This window comes from Nocardia sp. NPDC059691 (genome assembly GCF_042733915.1).
In the GTDB taxonomy this organism is placed as follows: Bacteria; Actinomycetota; Actinomycetes; order Mycobacteriales; family Mycobacteriaceae; genus Nocardia; species Nocardia sichangensis.
The window spans coordinates 164,392-177,121 of the sequence record NZ_JBHWFB010000003.1 but is presented as its reverse complement, the minus strand read 5'-3'; the positions used below and the strand labels follow the sequence as shown (position 1 = coordinate 177,121).

Here is a 12,730-nt window from a genome sequence, read left to right as displayed (position 1 = left end):
CAGTTGAAGCTTCTCAAGACCGGACGCATCGCAGCAGCGGGCCTGGCTCTCGTGGCCGCCCTCGGCATGGCCGCCTGCGGCAGCGACGACAAGAGCGATTCGCACAGCTCCACCCACACCACCACCGCCGCCGCTTCGGCGACCGCGAAGGTACCTGCCCCGCCCACCAAAGAAGAACTCAACGCCAACCTGCAGCGTGCGCTCGACCCCGCGGTGCCGAACGAGGAGAAGCTCGACCTCGTGCAGGGCATCGAGGCCGATCCGAGCCTGCCGAACCGCTTGGCCCAGGCGTTTCAGCAGGCCAACGCCACGGCAGTGGTCACAGGCGTGACCGCCTTCGGTGACACGGTCACCGCCCAGGCCACGTTCACCGTCAACGGGCAGGCGAACCAGGTCGACGTTCCGTTCGTCCTCGAAGACGGCAAGTGGAAGGTCCAGAAGGCCTGGGCCTGCCAGGCGCTGGCCAACCTGAACCAGCAGTCCCCGGCCTGCACCGCGTGATGACGGGAGCCGGCCCGGCGCGCGGGCGGTGACGTTCGTTTCGTCGGACCGGCGTCGGCTCCACCCACCGCGGTCCGTGCGCCGAATCGGTCCACGGCCTGCGGTGTTAGCCCGTGCCTAAGGCGTATTCGGCAGTGCGACATGGACTCTCGACCGCCGCGATGGTCGGGTGGAGTCATGACAGCAAGCAGCACAACACCCGAACGCGTCGTCATCGTTGGCGGCAGCTCCGGCATGGGACTCGCGCTGGCGGCATCGCTGATCGATACGGGCGCGCAGGTCACCATCGCGGGCCGTTCCGCCGAACGGCTCGCCGCGGCGGAGCGCACCTTGTCCGCGGGGCCGGGCACGGTGCGCTCGGTCGTCGCGGACATCACCCGCGAAGCCGACCTCGAGCGTTTGTTCGCCGAATCGGAGCCGGTCGATCATGTCGTCACCACCGCCGCCGATGTCACCGGCGCCTACCAGCAGCTGGATCGGTTCGACGCCGACCTGGCTCGGAACCTCGTTTCCGCCAAATTGATCGGCCCCATGCTGCTCGCCAAGCACGCCCGGGTCGTACCGGGCGGCTCGGTGACGTTCACTTCCGGCGTCGCGGCGTATCGGCCCGGTCCGCGTCAACGTGGTCTCGCCGGGGTGGGTCGACACACCGATCTGGGACACCATCGCCGGGCCCGCGAAAACCGAACGTCACCAGCAGCTCGCCGCACGCCTGCCCGTCGGGCGCATCGGCCGCCCTTCCGATATCGCGCAGGCGATGCTGGGCGTGATGCGCAATCCCTTCATCACCGGCACGGTCCTGCACGTGGACGGCGGGCATCGGCTGGTCTGACCGCTGGGCGCCGGGAGCACATATGGCTACGTGGTTATGCGCATCCAATGATGAGATTGCGCCTCACCGCAGAAGCCGAGCTCGAGCGGTAATCGGCAAGGACCCGGGAACCTAGTCGGCCCGGTCCTGGTCGACTCGAAGCGCCGGACGATCAGGGTGGTCCCAGCGCACGAAGAAGGTCGGCGTGTAGGGGTTATCGGCATCGTGCCGCAGCAAGGCCGGGATGGTCCATTGCGCGTCGGGCGGGGTGCGGCGGCGGAGCGCGGCCTCGGACAGGTCCAGCCGGAGGATCAGGTCGGCGTCGAGGTGGCGGCCCGCGAGCATCGGGCCAGCGACGACAACGGTGGTCGCGGCCGGCGCCGTGCGGATCGCGGCGCGCGCGGAGCGGTCGGCGGCTTCATCCCACAACGCGGGCAGCCACCGGCCGTGCTCGCGCAGAGACTCCACGACTTCGCGGCGCAGCGCGGCGTAGTCGAACCACGCGGTGCGATAGGACATCTCGTCGGTGCGGCCGAACTCCATGCGCAGCGAGGCGGGACGCACGTAGTCGTGCAGGGAGACCACGTGGGCCGACCGGCCCGCATCGCGCAGCGCCTCCACGATCCGGTCGGCGAACGTCACCGGCTGTGCGGCGTCCGCGCCGTCGACGGCGATCACCGTGTGTGCGTTCGCGGTCAGCACGGGCTGGATCACCTGCGTGACGAGGGCGTCGGGCGTGATGGGCAGGAAGCGCGGCACCCATCCATCTCAGCAAAGTGCGACGGCCGGTGCGGCGTGGGCGTAGCCAGGCGTTCACCGGCGGCCGAACGGCGACGCCGTGAGCGGCCGGGATAATCTCTGCGCATGGCGACAATCGAAGAGGCGCTGGAGATAGAGCGGCTGGAGCGGGACATCTTCCGTGGCGCGTCCACCAAGACCCAGCTCGCGCGCACGTTCGGCGGCCAGGTTGCCGGCCAGGCGCTCGTGTCCGCGGTCCGGACGGTGGAACCGCGATTCCAGGTGCACTCCCTGCACGGCTATTTCCTCCGTCCGGGCAATCCGCAGGAGCCGACGGTCTATCAGGTCGAGCGCATCCGGGACGGGCGGTCGTTCTGCACCCGCCGGGTGACCGGCATCCAGGACGGCGCCGCGATATTCACCATGTCGGCCTCGTTCCACGTCGGCGACGAGGGGCCCGAGCATCAAGATGTCATGCCCGATGTCCCGATGCCGGAGGATCTGCCCGACGCCAGCACCACGATGACGCCAGAACGGCTATGGGCGATGCGGGAGTGGGAACACTGGGACATACGCATGGTCCCGTACGAGAACGTGTCCCGCCGCGATGGTGTGGTCTCCCAGCAGCAGGTGTGGTTCCGCTACCGGCACCTGCTGCCCGACGATCCGCTGGTGCACGTGTGCACCCTCGCCTACATGAGCGATATGACGCTGCTGGGTTCCTCGAAGGTGATCCATCCCGACGAGCCGACCCAGAATGCCTCGCTCGACCACGCGATGTGGTTCTTGCGCCCGTTTCGCGCCGACGAATGGCTGCTCTACGACCAGTCCTCGCCGTCAGCGGCTTTCGGCCGGGGGCTGACCGGCGGCAAGATCTTCACCCGAGAAGGCACGCTGGTCGCGGCCGTGGTGCAGGAAGGCCTCATCCGCAGGCTGCGGGAGGACTGACCCGGCGGCCATCGCGACGCGGATGCGGCCGACCGTGAGCGGGCCCACATCGGTACGGCTCGTAAGCTTTCCGGCGTGAACGCTTCCTCGGTCACCGCACCCGCCGCCGACACCGGACAGGCGCCGTCCCGTCCCACGATCGGCGTGCTCGCGCTGCAAGGCGACGTCCGGGAGCACGTCGCCGCGCTCGCGCACTGCGGCGCCGAGCCGGTGTTGGTCCGGCGCGAGTCGGAGCTCGCGGCCGTGGACGCGCTCGTGCTGCCCGGTGGCGAGTCGACCGCGATCAGCAAGCTGCTGCAGGCCTTCGACCTGCTGGAGCCGCTGCGCGCGCGGCTGCGCGACGGTATGCCCGCGTTCGGTTCCTGTGCGGGCATGATCCTGCTCGCCTCGGAGGTGCTCGACACCCGCCCGGACGCCCAGCATCTGTCCGGCATCGATATGACGGTGCGGCGCAACGCGTTCGGCCGTCAGGTCGACTCGTTCGAAACCGACTTGCCGTTCTCCGGCCTGACCGACGGCCCGGTGCGAGCGGTGTTCATCCGCGCACCGTGGGTCGAGCGGGCGGGTGCGGGCGTCGAGGTGCTGGCCACGGTGCCGGATGGCCCCGCCGCGGGCCGGATCGTCGCGGTGCGGCAGGGCAACGTCCTGGCGACGTCGTTCCATCCCGAGGTCACCGGCGATCTGCGGGTGCACCGCATGTTCGTGGAGATCGTCCGTTCGGCCGCCGCGTAGTCGGGGCCGCTCTGTACGGCCGTGGTGGAGGCCCGAGTAGGCTGGAGAAGTTGTCCGCCCGGCGGTGCCGGTACCGTACACACGACCAGACGTGCCACCGACCTGAAGGAAGTAGGGAATGAGCGGCCACTCCAAATGGGCCACCACCAAGCACAAGAAGGCTGCGATCGACGCGAAGCGCGGCAAGCTGTTCGCGAAGTTGATCAAGAACATCGAGGTGGCGGCCCGGACCGGTGGCGGTGACCCGGAAGGCAACCCGACGCTGTACGACGCCATCCAGAAGGCGAAGAAGTCGTCGGTCCCCAACGACAACATCGAGCGCGCCCGCAAGCGCGGCGGCGGCGAGGAAGCCGGCGGCGCCGACTGGCAGACGATCATGTACGAGGGCTACGGTCCCAACGGCGTCGCCGTGCTGATCGAGTGCCTCACCGACAATCGCAACCGGGCCGCGGGCGAGGTGCGGGTCGCGATGACGCGCAACGGCGGCAACATGGCCGACCCTGGCTCGGTGGCCTACCTGTTCCATCGCAAGGGCATCGTCACCCTGGAGAAGAACGGGCTGTCCGAGGACGACGTGTTGCTGGCCGTGCTCGACGCGGGCGCCGAGGAGGTCAACGATCTCGGCGAGTCGTTCGAGATCGTCAGCGAGCCGGGCGATCTGATCGCGGTCCGCTCCGCGCTGCAGGGCGCCGGTATCGACTACGACTCCGCCGAATCCGGCTTCCAGCCGTCGGTGTCGGTCGCGGTGGACGTCGACGGCGCCCGCAAGGTGATCAAGCTCGTGGATGCCCTCGAGGACAGCGACGACGTGCAGAACGTCTACACCAACGTCGACATCCCGGACGACGTGCTCGCTGAACTCGAGGACTAGTCGATCGACCGCGCGCCGTACTCCCGCACGGCGGGATGCTGAGCGCGAAATCGGGGCGGCCGGTCTGTGTACGGGCCGCCCCGAGTGGGTTCATTCCTGGTTCCCAGCGCACCGCCCGGCGGCCGCACCCCCACCTTCCGGTCGGCGCTGCGGCCGCCGGAGAGGTGGGACCGGACTCACTCCGCGATCTCGGTGCGGTCGCACCACTCGTACACGCGCAGCCGCCCTTCAGGCGTGTCCTGCTCCCGCTGACTGACCTTGAAGTGCTCGTATCCGCCGCGGAACGGCACCTTCAATTCCACGCCGGGTGGGGTGATCGGGACGATGCGCGAGGGCAGATCGTGCGGCCCGCCTTCGAGGACTGCTTTTGCGCCTTTGCTCATCCTGGGATGGTAGAAGCGCGAAGGGCCTGATCGTGGCATATTTCATGGCACGGTGAGTACCAATTTGCCGACGGTTCGCCCGGTATCGCCGAGCGCGTGCGCCTCGGCTGCCGCGGACAGCGGGAACGACCGGGCGACCGCCGGGCGCAACGCGCCGGATTCGACGAGTCCGGCGAGAGCGAGCATGCCCGCGTGATCGTGCTCCACCAGCATCCGGATCGCGCGCACGCCCAGCGCCTCCGCCTCGCCTGCCAAGTCGACCGCGCCGAAGGCCCGCAACGTCACCAGCAGTCCGCCGGGACGCAGGGTCCGCAGGGACCGGATGCTGTTGTCGTCGTCGATCGAGTCCAGCACCACGTCGACGTCGCGGACCGCCTCGGCGACGTCGGTGTCGCGATAGTCGATCACCTCGTCGGCGCCGATATCGCGCAGGAACGCGTGGTTCGGCGCGCTGGCGGTGCCGATGACGTACGCCCCGCGCGCTTTGGCGATCTGAACCGCGAAGTGGCCGACGCCGCCCGCTGCCGCATGGATCAGTACGCGTTGCCCGGGGCTGAGCCCGGCGGTGTCGACCAGCGCCTGCCAGGCGGTGAGCGCGGCGAGCGGGATCGCCGCCGCTTGTGTGTGGTCGAGTGCGGCCGGTTTGGGGGCGAAGGCGCGGGCGGGGCCGACGACGTATTCGGCGCAGGAACCGTGGCCGTACGGGTAAGGGAGCATGCCGAACACCTCGTCGCCGGGGCGGAACAGGGTGACGCCGATGCCGGTGGCCGCGACCTCGCCGGAGACGTCCCAGCCGAGGACGAACGGCGGCTCGGGAAGGAACAGTCCCGCGGTGGCGCGATGGCGCCAGTCGGTCGGGTTGAGCCCGGCCGCGCGGACCCGGACCAGGATCTGGCCGGGGCCGGCCACCGGCTGCGGCAGTTTCACTTCGGTGAGCACCTCGGGTCCGCCGAGGGTCTGCTGGCTGATCGCGCGCATGGTCGCGGTGCTGTCGATTTCGGTCACGGCTGTCAGCCTGCCGGTATCCGACGGCAAAGAAAATGGCACGATTGCCATTCTTCGATATGATCATGCCATGGATTCGACGGTGCCTCATCGAGTGGTGGTGTTGGCGCTGGCGGGGGTCTACCCCTTCGAACTCGGTATCCCGAATCGGGTTTTCGGCAGTGCGGCAGGTAGATACGAGGTGATCACCTGCTCGGTCGACGGTCGTCCGGTGCGCAGCGCCGCCGATTTCGACATCGCGGTGGCCCACGACAGCCGCGCCTTGCGGAACGCCGACACCGTGGTGCTGCCCGCCTGCGATACCACGACGGCTCTTACCGGCACCCTGCCGCAGCCGGTGCTCGACGCGTTCGCGCTGATTCCGGCGGGGGCCAGGATCGTCGCGATCTGTACCGGCGCCTTCATCGCCGCGGCCGCGGGGCTGCTCGATGATCGGCCGGCCACAACGCACTGGAATCAGGCCGGTCTGTTCCGGCGCACCTTCCCGCGGGTCCGCCTCGACCCGGACGTGCTCTATGTCGATGACGGGGACGTCCTCACGTCGGCGGGCGCCGCGGCAGGACTGGACGTCTGCCTGCATCTGGTGCGGCGCGATCACGGCAGCGCCGTCGCGAACGCGGTCGCGCGCCGCTGCGTCGTTCCCCCGTGGCGCGACGGCGGCCAAGCGCAATACATCGAGCAACCCGTGCCGCCCGAGACGTCGGCCGGGACCGCCGCGGTCCGGCAATGGGCTCTGGAGAACCTGCGCCATCCGCTGACCGTCGATGAACTGGCAGCCCGCGCCCGGATGAGTAAACGAACCTTCGCCCGGCGCTTCCGCGACGAGGTCGGCATGAGCCCGGGACGGTGGCTGATCCAGCAGCGGGTCTTCCGCGCCAGGCATCTGCTGGAAACCACCGACCTGACCGTCGATCGCATCGCGGGCGAGGTCGGCTTCGCCACCGGGACTTCGTTGCGTCAACATCTGGCCGACGCGATCGGCGTGTCACCGCAGGCTTATCGGCGTACGTTCCGTGCACGAGCAGGCGCCGCGGCGAGCTGAACGCCGGTGCGCCGACCGGTTCAGTCGGCGGCCGTGACGGGCAGACCCACGCGGCCTGCGATCCACGGCAGCGACGAGGTGAACGCTGCCGAAGCGAACTGCCAGGTGTGGCCGCCCTGGGTGGTGTAGACGGTGCAATCGATGCCTACCGCGCGTCCCGCGGCGCAGAGTTTGTCGGCGGCTCCGACCTCACCGGAATCGGGTATCCCGCCACGGCCGCCGAGGCCCGCGCGGTCGTCGTCTGGAACCGGCGCGCGCCTCGTCCCCCCGCCGGAGCGTTGTGCGGGGACGAGGTCGTCGAACAGGCCGGCGACGCCGCTGTAGGGACCGTGCGCGGCCATGACGGTCAGCGGGTCGAACGCGGCCCATGCGGCGGAGTCACCGCCGAAGAGCCGGGCGATGGTCTGCTCCTTGGTGCCGGACGACGGCCCGAGGTCACCGGCGATGTCGAGGAAGGTGTGGACCAGATCGGGGTGCATGACCGCGAGGTCCACCGCGCAGGTGCCGCCCATGGACCAGCCGACCACCGCCCAATTCGCGGGATCGGCCGAGGCGCCGAAACGCGATTCGACATAGGCGGGCACGTCCTCGGTCAGATGGTCGGCGGCGTCGCCGCGAGGGCCGTCGACGCATTCGGTGTCGTTGTTGAAGCTGCCGCTGGAGTCGACGAAGACGAGGATCGGCGCGCGTCCGCCGTTGGCCTTGGTGAAGCTGTCCAGGGCGGGCATGATCTGGCCACTGCGGATCCAGTCCGCCGGCGTGTTGAACTCGCCGCCGATCATCATCACCACCGGCAGAGCGGGCGGTGTCGGCCCGGCGAACCACGCGGGTGGCAGGTAGACGTATTCGGTGCGGTGCGGGAATCCGCTGCCCGCGTCGGGAATGCGCACCGGCACCAGTTTGCCGTCGGCAACGGCGGTGTTCCGCAGGCCGGGCAACGCCGAGAGGTCGGTTTCGTGCGGGAGCGGACCCGCGGTGACCGCGCCCCAGGCGGCCTGCACGGTGGGGTAGTAGCCGACCCACTGGTTCAGCACGATTCCGGTGCTCACCAGGGTCAGCGGGATGGCGAGGACCGCGATCCCGCGCCGCCACCAGCGTGCGCCAGGCCAGCCGACGACCGCGACGGCGACGGCGACGGCGGTCGCGCCGACCCACGCCCACAATCGGGTGGGCGCCGGATCGGAGGCCAATCCCTCGTCGGCCACGTACCACGCGGCGCCCAGCGCTCCCGCGCCGCCGAGCGCCACGCAGACCGGCAGCTGGATCAGCCACCACCGTCTGCCGCGCCGAGCGACGGCGAGCAGCACGACCACCGCGGCGAGGAGCGCGACGGTCACCGGCAGCCAGCCGTGCAGCAGTGAGATCCCGTGGTGGAAGGTGTGCTGCTGGTTCGAGGCCGGACTCGCCGGGGGAACCTGCGGTGGCGCCGGGGACGTGGGCGCGGCGAGTATCGGCACGTCCGGCATTGTGCAGGCGGTTCCTCGAGAGACGCTGTGAATCGGCTCAGGTCCTCCTGTGCGACCGGCCCGAAATGTCGTCGTGCCGTCCGGGGTGCGCGAGGAGAATGCGAGCATGGTCGAACTGGTGCTGGTGCGCGGCGACATCACCGAACAGGAGGTCGACGCGGTGGTCAACGCGGCGAATTCGTCGCTGCTCGGCGGCGGGGGAGTGGACGGAGCGATCCACCGGCGCGGCGGCCCGGAAATCCTGGCGGAATGCCGCCGATTGCGGGCGTCCCACTACGGAGCGGGACTTGCCACCGGAGCGGCGGTGGCCACCACGGCGGGTCGGCTTCCCGCGCGGTGGGTCATCCACACCGTCGGGCCGGTGTGGTCGGACGTCGAGGACCGCTCCGCTCTGCTGGCCTCCTGTTATCGCGAATCCTTGCGTGTGGCGGACGAATTGGGGGCGCGCACGGTCGCCTTCCCGGCGATCTCGACCGGGATCTTCGGCTGGCCGATGGACGACGGGGCGCGAATCGCTGTCGACACGGTTCGTACGACCGAGACGGCGGTATCGGAGGCGCGATTCGTTCTCTTCGACGAACGGGCTCACGGTGCGTTCGCGCGGCAGGTCTCCGGGACTTGAGACCTCCTGCGCCGGCAGCCGCCGTGTCGTCACGGGTACGGCAGGTCCGCAGCACCGGTGGGCCGAACTTGTCGGTCCTCGCTGACATAGTCGGCGCGTGTCGTTCAGTACTCGCATCGAAATTAGGGTCTCCGACCTGGATCCCCAGTTGCACGTCACCGGCGCGGCCTACCACCAATTCGCCGATCACGCCCGTTTCGCCTGTGTTCAGGCGGCGGGCGTGTCGGTGGACGAGCTGATCGCCTCCGGGCTCGGGCCGGTCAACTTGGAGACCGTGCTCCGCTTCCAGCGCGAACTCCGCGGTGGCGACACCGTGGACGTCTCGTGCGCCTGGCAGTGGGGAGACGGCAAGACCTATCGTGTCGAGCACGTCCTGACCCGCGCCGACGGCGTGGTGGCCGCGACGGTGACCAATGTCAGTGGCTTGCTCGATCTGGCGGCGCGGCGCCTCGTGGCCGACCCCGCGCGGCAGTGGGCGGCACGCGCGAGCCGTCCGGAGTTGCTGGGGTTGCCGGGCGCCGCGCGGGAAGCGGCGGTTGTCGGCGAATAGCCGGGCTGTGTCGCTGGACGGCGAAAGGCGAAGCCTCCGCTAGACTCTCGAACAGTTGTTCGTGTCTGCGAGAGGGGTTGTCGTGCGGGTGATGGGCGTCGACCCCGGACTCACTCGCTGCGGCCTCAGCATCGTGGAGGGCGGATCGGGGCGGAAGGTCACCGCCGTGGACGTCGACGTGGTCCGCACTCCCGGCGATATGGATCTGGCGCAGCGCCTGCTCGCGGTCGCGGACGCAGCCGAACGCTGGATGGACATCCACGAGCCGGGGGCCGTCGCCATCGAACGCGTCTTCGCTCAGCACAATGTCCGTACCGCCATGGGCACCGCGCAGGCGGGCGGCGTGATCGCGCTGGCCGCCGCGCGCCGGGGAATCCCGGTCGCGTTCCACACACCCAGCGAGGTGAAGGCCGCGGTGACCGGCAACGGCACCGCGGACAAGAAGCAGGTGACCGCCATGGTCACCCGTATCCTCGGGCTGCCGTCCGCGCCGAAACCGGCGGACGCGGCGGATGCGCTGGCGCTGGCGATCTGCCATTGTTGGCGAGCGCCGCTGCTGGAGCGGATGGCGGCGGCGGAGGCCAAGGCGGCCGCGGCGCAGCGCCGATACCGGGAGCGGCTGGCCGAACAACGGAAGGCGGTGCACGGGTGATCGCGTCGGTACGCGGTGAAGTGCTGGAAATCGCCCTCGACCACGCGGTGATCGAGGCGGCAGGCGTCGGCTACCGGCTCAATGCCACTCCGTCCACCCTGGCCGGGCTCACCCGAGGCGAGGAAACCCGGCTCTACACCGCGATGATCGTCCGCGAGGACTCGATGACCCTCTACGGTTTCGCCGACACCGAGGCCCGCGACCTGTTCGGCCTGTTGCAGACCGTTTCGGGCGTCGGGCCTCGCCTGGCCATGGCGGTGCTGGCCGTACTCGAACCCGAAGCGCTGCGCAAAGCGCTGGCCGAGAGCAACGTGGCGGCACTGACCCGGGTCCCCGGCATCGGCAAGCGCGGCGCCGAGCGCATGGTGGTGGAACTGCGCGACAAGGTGAATCTCGTTCCCGTGCCTGCCGGCCCGCCCGGATCCGCGCCCGCCGCGGTGGTCACCCCCGTGCGTGACCAGGTCACCGAAGCGCTCGTCGGCCTCGGTTTCGCCGCCAGACAGGCCGAACAGGCGATCGACGCGGTGCTGGCGGAACAGCCCGCCGCCGACACCTCCGCCGCCCTCCGGGCGGCGCTCGGCCTGCTCGGCAAGAACCGGTAAGGCGTCATGGATCATCCTGAGGAACCCGCCGAATCGCAGGTCAGCGCAAACTATCTGAAGTCCGACGGCGAGATCGAGGCGAGTCTGCGCCCGAAGTCGCTGGACGACTTCATCGGTCAACCCCGTGTCCGCGAACAGCTCGCGCTGGTGTTGCGCGGCGCCAAACAGCGCGGCGGCACACCGGATCACGTCCTGCTGTCCGGACCGCCTGGTCTGGGCAAGACCAGCATGGCGATGATCATCGCGGCCGAACTCGGCACCGCGCTGCGGATCACGTCGGGCCCCGCGCTGGAGCGGGCCGGAGACCTCGCCGCCATGCTCAGCAACCTGGTCGAGGGCGACGTGCTGTTCATCGACGAGATCCACCGGATGGCGCGCCCCGCCGAGGAGATGCTCTACCTGGCGATGGAGGACTTCCGGGTGGACGTCGTCGTCGGCAAGGGGCCGGGGGCGACCTCCATTCCCCTGGATATCGCACCGTTCACCCTGGTCGGGGCCACCACCAGATCCGGAGCGCTGACCGGTCCGCTGCGCGACCGTTTCGGTTTCACCGGGCACATGGACTTCTACGAACCCGGCGAATTGCTGCGCATCTTGCAACGGTCGGCACACATCCTCGGTGTTGTCATCGAGGAGGAGGCGGCGGCCGAGATCGCGGGCCGCTCACGCGGTACGCCCCGTATCGCCAATCGCTTGCTGCGCCGTGTGCGCGACTACGCGGAGGTGCGTGCCGACGGCCGGATCACCCGCCCCATCGCCCAGGCCGCGCTGGAGGTCTACGACGTGGACGTGCTCGGTCTCGACCGGCTCGACCGCGCGGTGCTCGGCGCGCTCGTGCGCAGTTTCGGCGGTGGCCCGGTGGGGGTGTCCACCTTGGCTGTGGCGGTCGGGGAGGAGGCCGCGACCGTGGAAGAGGTCTGCGAACCGTTCCTGGTTCGCGCGGGCATGGTCGCGCGCACACCCCGCGGCCGGGTCGCCACCGCCGCCGCGTGGGAGCACCTCGGTCTCGTTCCGCCGCCCGACCTGGTGTTCGGTTCCATCGAAGTGCGCGGTCGCGAGCCGCACCCCACGCTCGACCTGTTCGAATGAGCCGCGCGCTCGGGTGATCGCCGCCGCGCTGGCGGGTCAGCGGCGATGGCGCAGGGCGGCGGCGACCAAGTCGCGGAAAGCGTCGACCTCGTCGCGCTGGTAGCCGCGAGTGCCGAGGCGGGCCTCGGTGAAGCGGACGGCCTCGACGTCGGTGAGGGTGAGGCTGCCCGGTCCGCCGTGCGCGAGGGTCGCGGCGACCAGATCGAGGAACGCGCCGACCTCTTCCTCGTTGTATCCGCGCCTGCCCACCGGGGCCTGGCTGAATCGCATGCGCTGCACATCGTCGAAGGTGAGCATGGCGTGGCCGTTGCCGTTCGCGGCGGGCACCGGACGGACGCCGCGCTGCCGGAACTCCAGTTCCGCGCGCAGTTGGTCGAGGTACTCGTCGACCTGGTCGGCGCGGTAGCCGCGCTGGCCGAGCCGGGGCGCGCCGAAACCGACATGCCGCAGATCGTCGGCGGCGAGAACGCCGTGCCCGGCCAGCGTCGCGGCGACGAGTTCGAGGAAGGCATCCACCTCGTCCGCGTGATAGCCGCGATGCCCGAGCGTCGGGGTCGCGAAACGGGTGCGGCGCACGTCCTCCGGAGTCACGGGCGACATTCTGTCAGGCTCGGCGCGTCCGGCCGATCGGAAGGGAAACTTCGCGATTCCCTGGCCTTTTGCGAACAAGGGCCGTCCCCCTGGCGAAAGCGTCGGATCAGTGCGCCTCACCCTAGCG

Annotated in this window: 15 protein-coding genes and 1 pseudogene; 11 read left to right on the top strand and 5 right to left on the bottom strand. The window is 70.0% G+C overall.

The genetic code is table 11. The features are described 5' to 3' along the window. Window positions 1–3 precede the first annotated feature (3 nt). Together ACFV2O_RS07950 and ACFV2O_RS07945 are read left to right on the top strand one after the other, a co-directional pair. A complete protein-coding gene (locus ACFV2O_RS07950) occupies window positions 4–501 on the top strand; it encodes a hypothetical protein (protein ID WP_379251088.1) in 498 nt (165 codons plus the stop codon). 141 nt (window positions 502–642) lie between these two features. Then, a pseudogene (locus ACFV2O_RS07945) lies at window positions 643–1,333 on the top strand (SDR family oxidoreductase). A 111-nt stretch (window positions 1,334–1,444) separates the two neighbouring features. Here ACFV2O_RS07945 and ACFV2O_RS07940 read toward each other — a convergent pair. After that, window positions 1,445–2,071: a hypothetical protein gene (locus ACFV2O_RS07940; RefSeq protein WP_379251086.1), complete on the bottom strand. Its 627-nt coding sequence runs from the start codon at window positions 2,069–2,071 to the stop codon at window positions 1,445–1,447. A 105-nt stretch (window positions 2,072–2,176) separates the two neighbouring features. Between ACFV2O_RS07940 and ACFV2O_RS07935 the strand changes: the two genes are divergently transcribed. From ACFV2O_RS07935 to ACFV2O_RS07925, 3 genes are all read left to right on the top strand, one after another. Continuing rightward, window positions 2,177–2,998, top strand: a complete 822-nt coding sequence (locus tag ACFV2O_RS07935) for an acyl-CoA thioesterase (RefSeq protein ID WP_379251084.1) — start codon at window positions 2,177–2,179, stop codon at window positions 2,996–2,998. Between the two features lie 75 nt (window positions 2,999–3,073). Continuing rightward, window positions 3,074–3,730, top strand: coding sequence for a pyridoxal 5'-phosphate synthase glutaminase subunit PdxT (pdxT, locus tag ACFV2O_RS07930; protein WP_379251082.1), 657 nt, complete (start codon window positions 3,074–3,076; stop codon window positions 3,728–3,730). 118 nt (window positions 3,731–3,848) lie between these two features. Next, entirely contained in the window at window positions 3,849–4,601 is a 753-nt protein-coding gene (locus ACFV2O_RS07925) for a YebC/PmpR family DNA-binding transcriptional regulator (protein ID WP_355070459.1), read from the top strand. 176 nt (window positions 4,602–4,777) lie between these two features. Here ACFV2O_RS07925 and ACFV2O_RS07920 read toward each other — a convergent pair whose 3' ends face one another. Together ACFV2O_RS07920 and ACFV2O_RS07915 are read right to left on the bottom strand one after the other, a co-directional pair. After that, complete coding sequence (locus tag ACFV2O_RS07920) at window positions 4,778–4,984, bottom strand: DUF5988 family protein (RefSeq protein ID WP_355070461.1); 207 nt, start codon at window positions 4,982–4,984, stop codon at window positions 4,778–4,780. A 42-nt stretch (window positions 4,985–5,026) separates the two neighbouring features. Further along, window positions 5,027–5,962: an NADP-dependent oxidoreductase gene (locus tag ACFV2O_RS07915; protein WP_379251559.1), complete on the bottom strand. Its 936-nt coding sequence runs from the start codon at window positions 5,960–5,962 to the stop codon at window positions 5,027–5,029. Window positions 5,963–6,059: 97 nt separating this feature from the next. On the opposite strand from ACFV2O_RS07915, the gene ACFV2O_RS07910 reads away from it, so the two are divergent. Then, window positions 6,060–7,031, top strand: coding sequence for a GlxA family transcriptional regulator (locus tag ACFV2O_RS07910; protein ID WP_379251079.1), 972 nt, complete (start codon window positions 6,060–6,062; stop codon window positions 7,029–7,031). 20 nt (window positions 7,032–7,051) lie between these two features. Here the strand turns inward: ACFV2O_RS07910 and ACFV2O_RS07905 are convergent, their stop codons facing one another. After that, a complete protein-coding gene (locus tag ACFV2O_RS07905; RefSeq protein WP_379251077.1) occupies window positions 7,052–8,488 on the bottom strand; it encodes an alpha/beta hydrolase in 1,437 nt (478 codons plus the stop codon). Between the two features lie 115 nt (window positions 8,489–8,603). Here ACFV2O_RS07905 and ACFV2O_RS07900 point away from each other — a divergent pair, with 115 nt between their 5' ends. The 5 genes from ACFV2O_RS07900 (at window position 8,604) to ruvB (ending at window position 12,012) form a co-directional block, all read left to right on the top strand. Continuing rightward, window positions 8,604–9,119 carry an O-acetyl-ADP-ribose deacetylase gene (locus ACFV2O_RS07900; RefSeq protein ID WP_379251075.1) on the top strand — a complete coding sequence of 172 codons (516 nt, stop codon included), beginning with the start codon at window positions 8,604–8,606 and terminating at the stop codon, window positions 9,117–9,119. A 97-nt stretch (window positions 9,120–9,216) separates the two neighbouring features. Beyond that, on the top strand, window positions 9,217–9,669 hold the full coding sequence (locus ACFV2O_RS07895; protein WP_364425924.1) for an acyl-CoA thioesterase: 453 nt from the start codon (window positions 9,217–9,219) through the stop codon (window positions 9,667–9,669). A gap of 82 nt (window positions 9,670–9,751) precedes the next feature. Further along, a complete protein-coding gene (gene ruvC / locus ACFV2O_RS07890) occupies window positions 9,752–10,321 on the top strand; it encodes a crossover junction endodeoxyribonuclease RuvC (protein WP_379251073.1) in 570 nt (189 codons plus the stop codon). Continuing rightward, window positions 10,318–10,923, top strand: a complete 606-nt coding sequence (gene ruvA / locus ACFV2O_RS07885; RefSeq protein WP_379251071.1) for a Holliday junction branch migration protein RuvA — start codon at window positions 10,318–10,320, stop codon at window positions 10,921–10,923. The genes ruvC and ruvA overlap by 4 nt, the downstream gene beginning before the upstream one ends. 6 nt (window positions 10,924–10,929) lie before the next feature. Then, window positions 10,930–12,012, top strand: a complete 1,083-nt coding sequence (gene ruvB / locus ACFV2O_RS07880) for a Holliday junction branch migration DNA helicase RuvB (RefSeq protein ID WP_355070470.1) — start codon at window positions 10,930–10,932, stop codon at window positions 12,010–12,012. 36 nt (window positions 12,013–12,048) lie between these two features. Here ruvB and ACFV2O_RS07875 read toward each other — a convergent pair whose 3' ends face one another. Next, window positions 12,049–12,612, bottom strand: a complete 564-nt coding sequence (locus ACFV2O_RS07875) for a DivIVA domain-containing protein (RefSeq protein WP_355070472.1) — start codon at window positions 12,610–12,612, stop codon at window positions 12,049–12,051. Window positions 12,613–12,730 lie beyond the last annotated feature (118 nt).

Excerpts from the sequence above, each read along its gene's own strand:
- ACFV2O_RS07935 (WP_379251084.1), top strand. The coding sequence starts at position 2,177 with ATGGCGACAATCGAAGAGGCGCTGGAGATAGAGCGGCTGGAGCGGGAC.
- ACFV2O_RS07925 (WP_355070459.1), top strand. The coding sequence starts at position 3,849 with ATGAGCGGCCACTCCAAATGGGCCACCACCAAGCACAAGAAGGCTGCG.
- ACFV2O_RS07920 (WP_355070461.1), bottom strand. The coding sequence starts at position 4,984 with ATGAGCAAAGGCGCAAAAGCAGTCCTCGAAGGCGGGCCGCACGATCTG.
- ACFV2O_RS07915 (WP_379251559.1), bottom strand. The coding sequence starts at position 5,962 with ATGCGCGCGATCAGCCAGCAGACCCTCGGCGGACCCGAGGTGCTCACC.
- ACFV2O_RS07910 (WP_379251079.1), top strand. The coding sequence starts at position 6,060 with ATGGATTCGACGGTGCCTCATCGAGTGGTGGTGTTGGCGCTGGCGGGG.
- ACFV2O_RS07900 (WP_379251075.1), top strand. The coding sequence starts at position 8,604 with ATGGTCGAACTGGTGCTGGTGCGCGGCGACATCACCGAACAGGAGGTC.
- ruvB (WP_355070470.1), top strand. The coding sequence starts at position 10,930 with ATGGATCATCCTGAGGAACCCGCCGAATCGCAGGTCAGCGCAAACTAT.
- ACFV2O_RS07875 (WP_355070472.1), bottom strand. The coding sequence starts at position 12,612 with ATGTCGCCCGTGACTCCGGAGGACGTGCGCCGCACCCGTTTCGCGACC.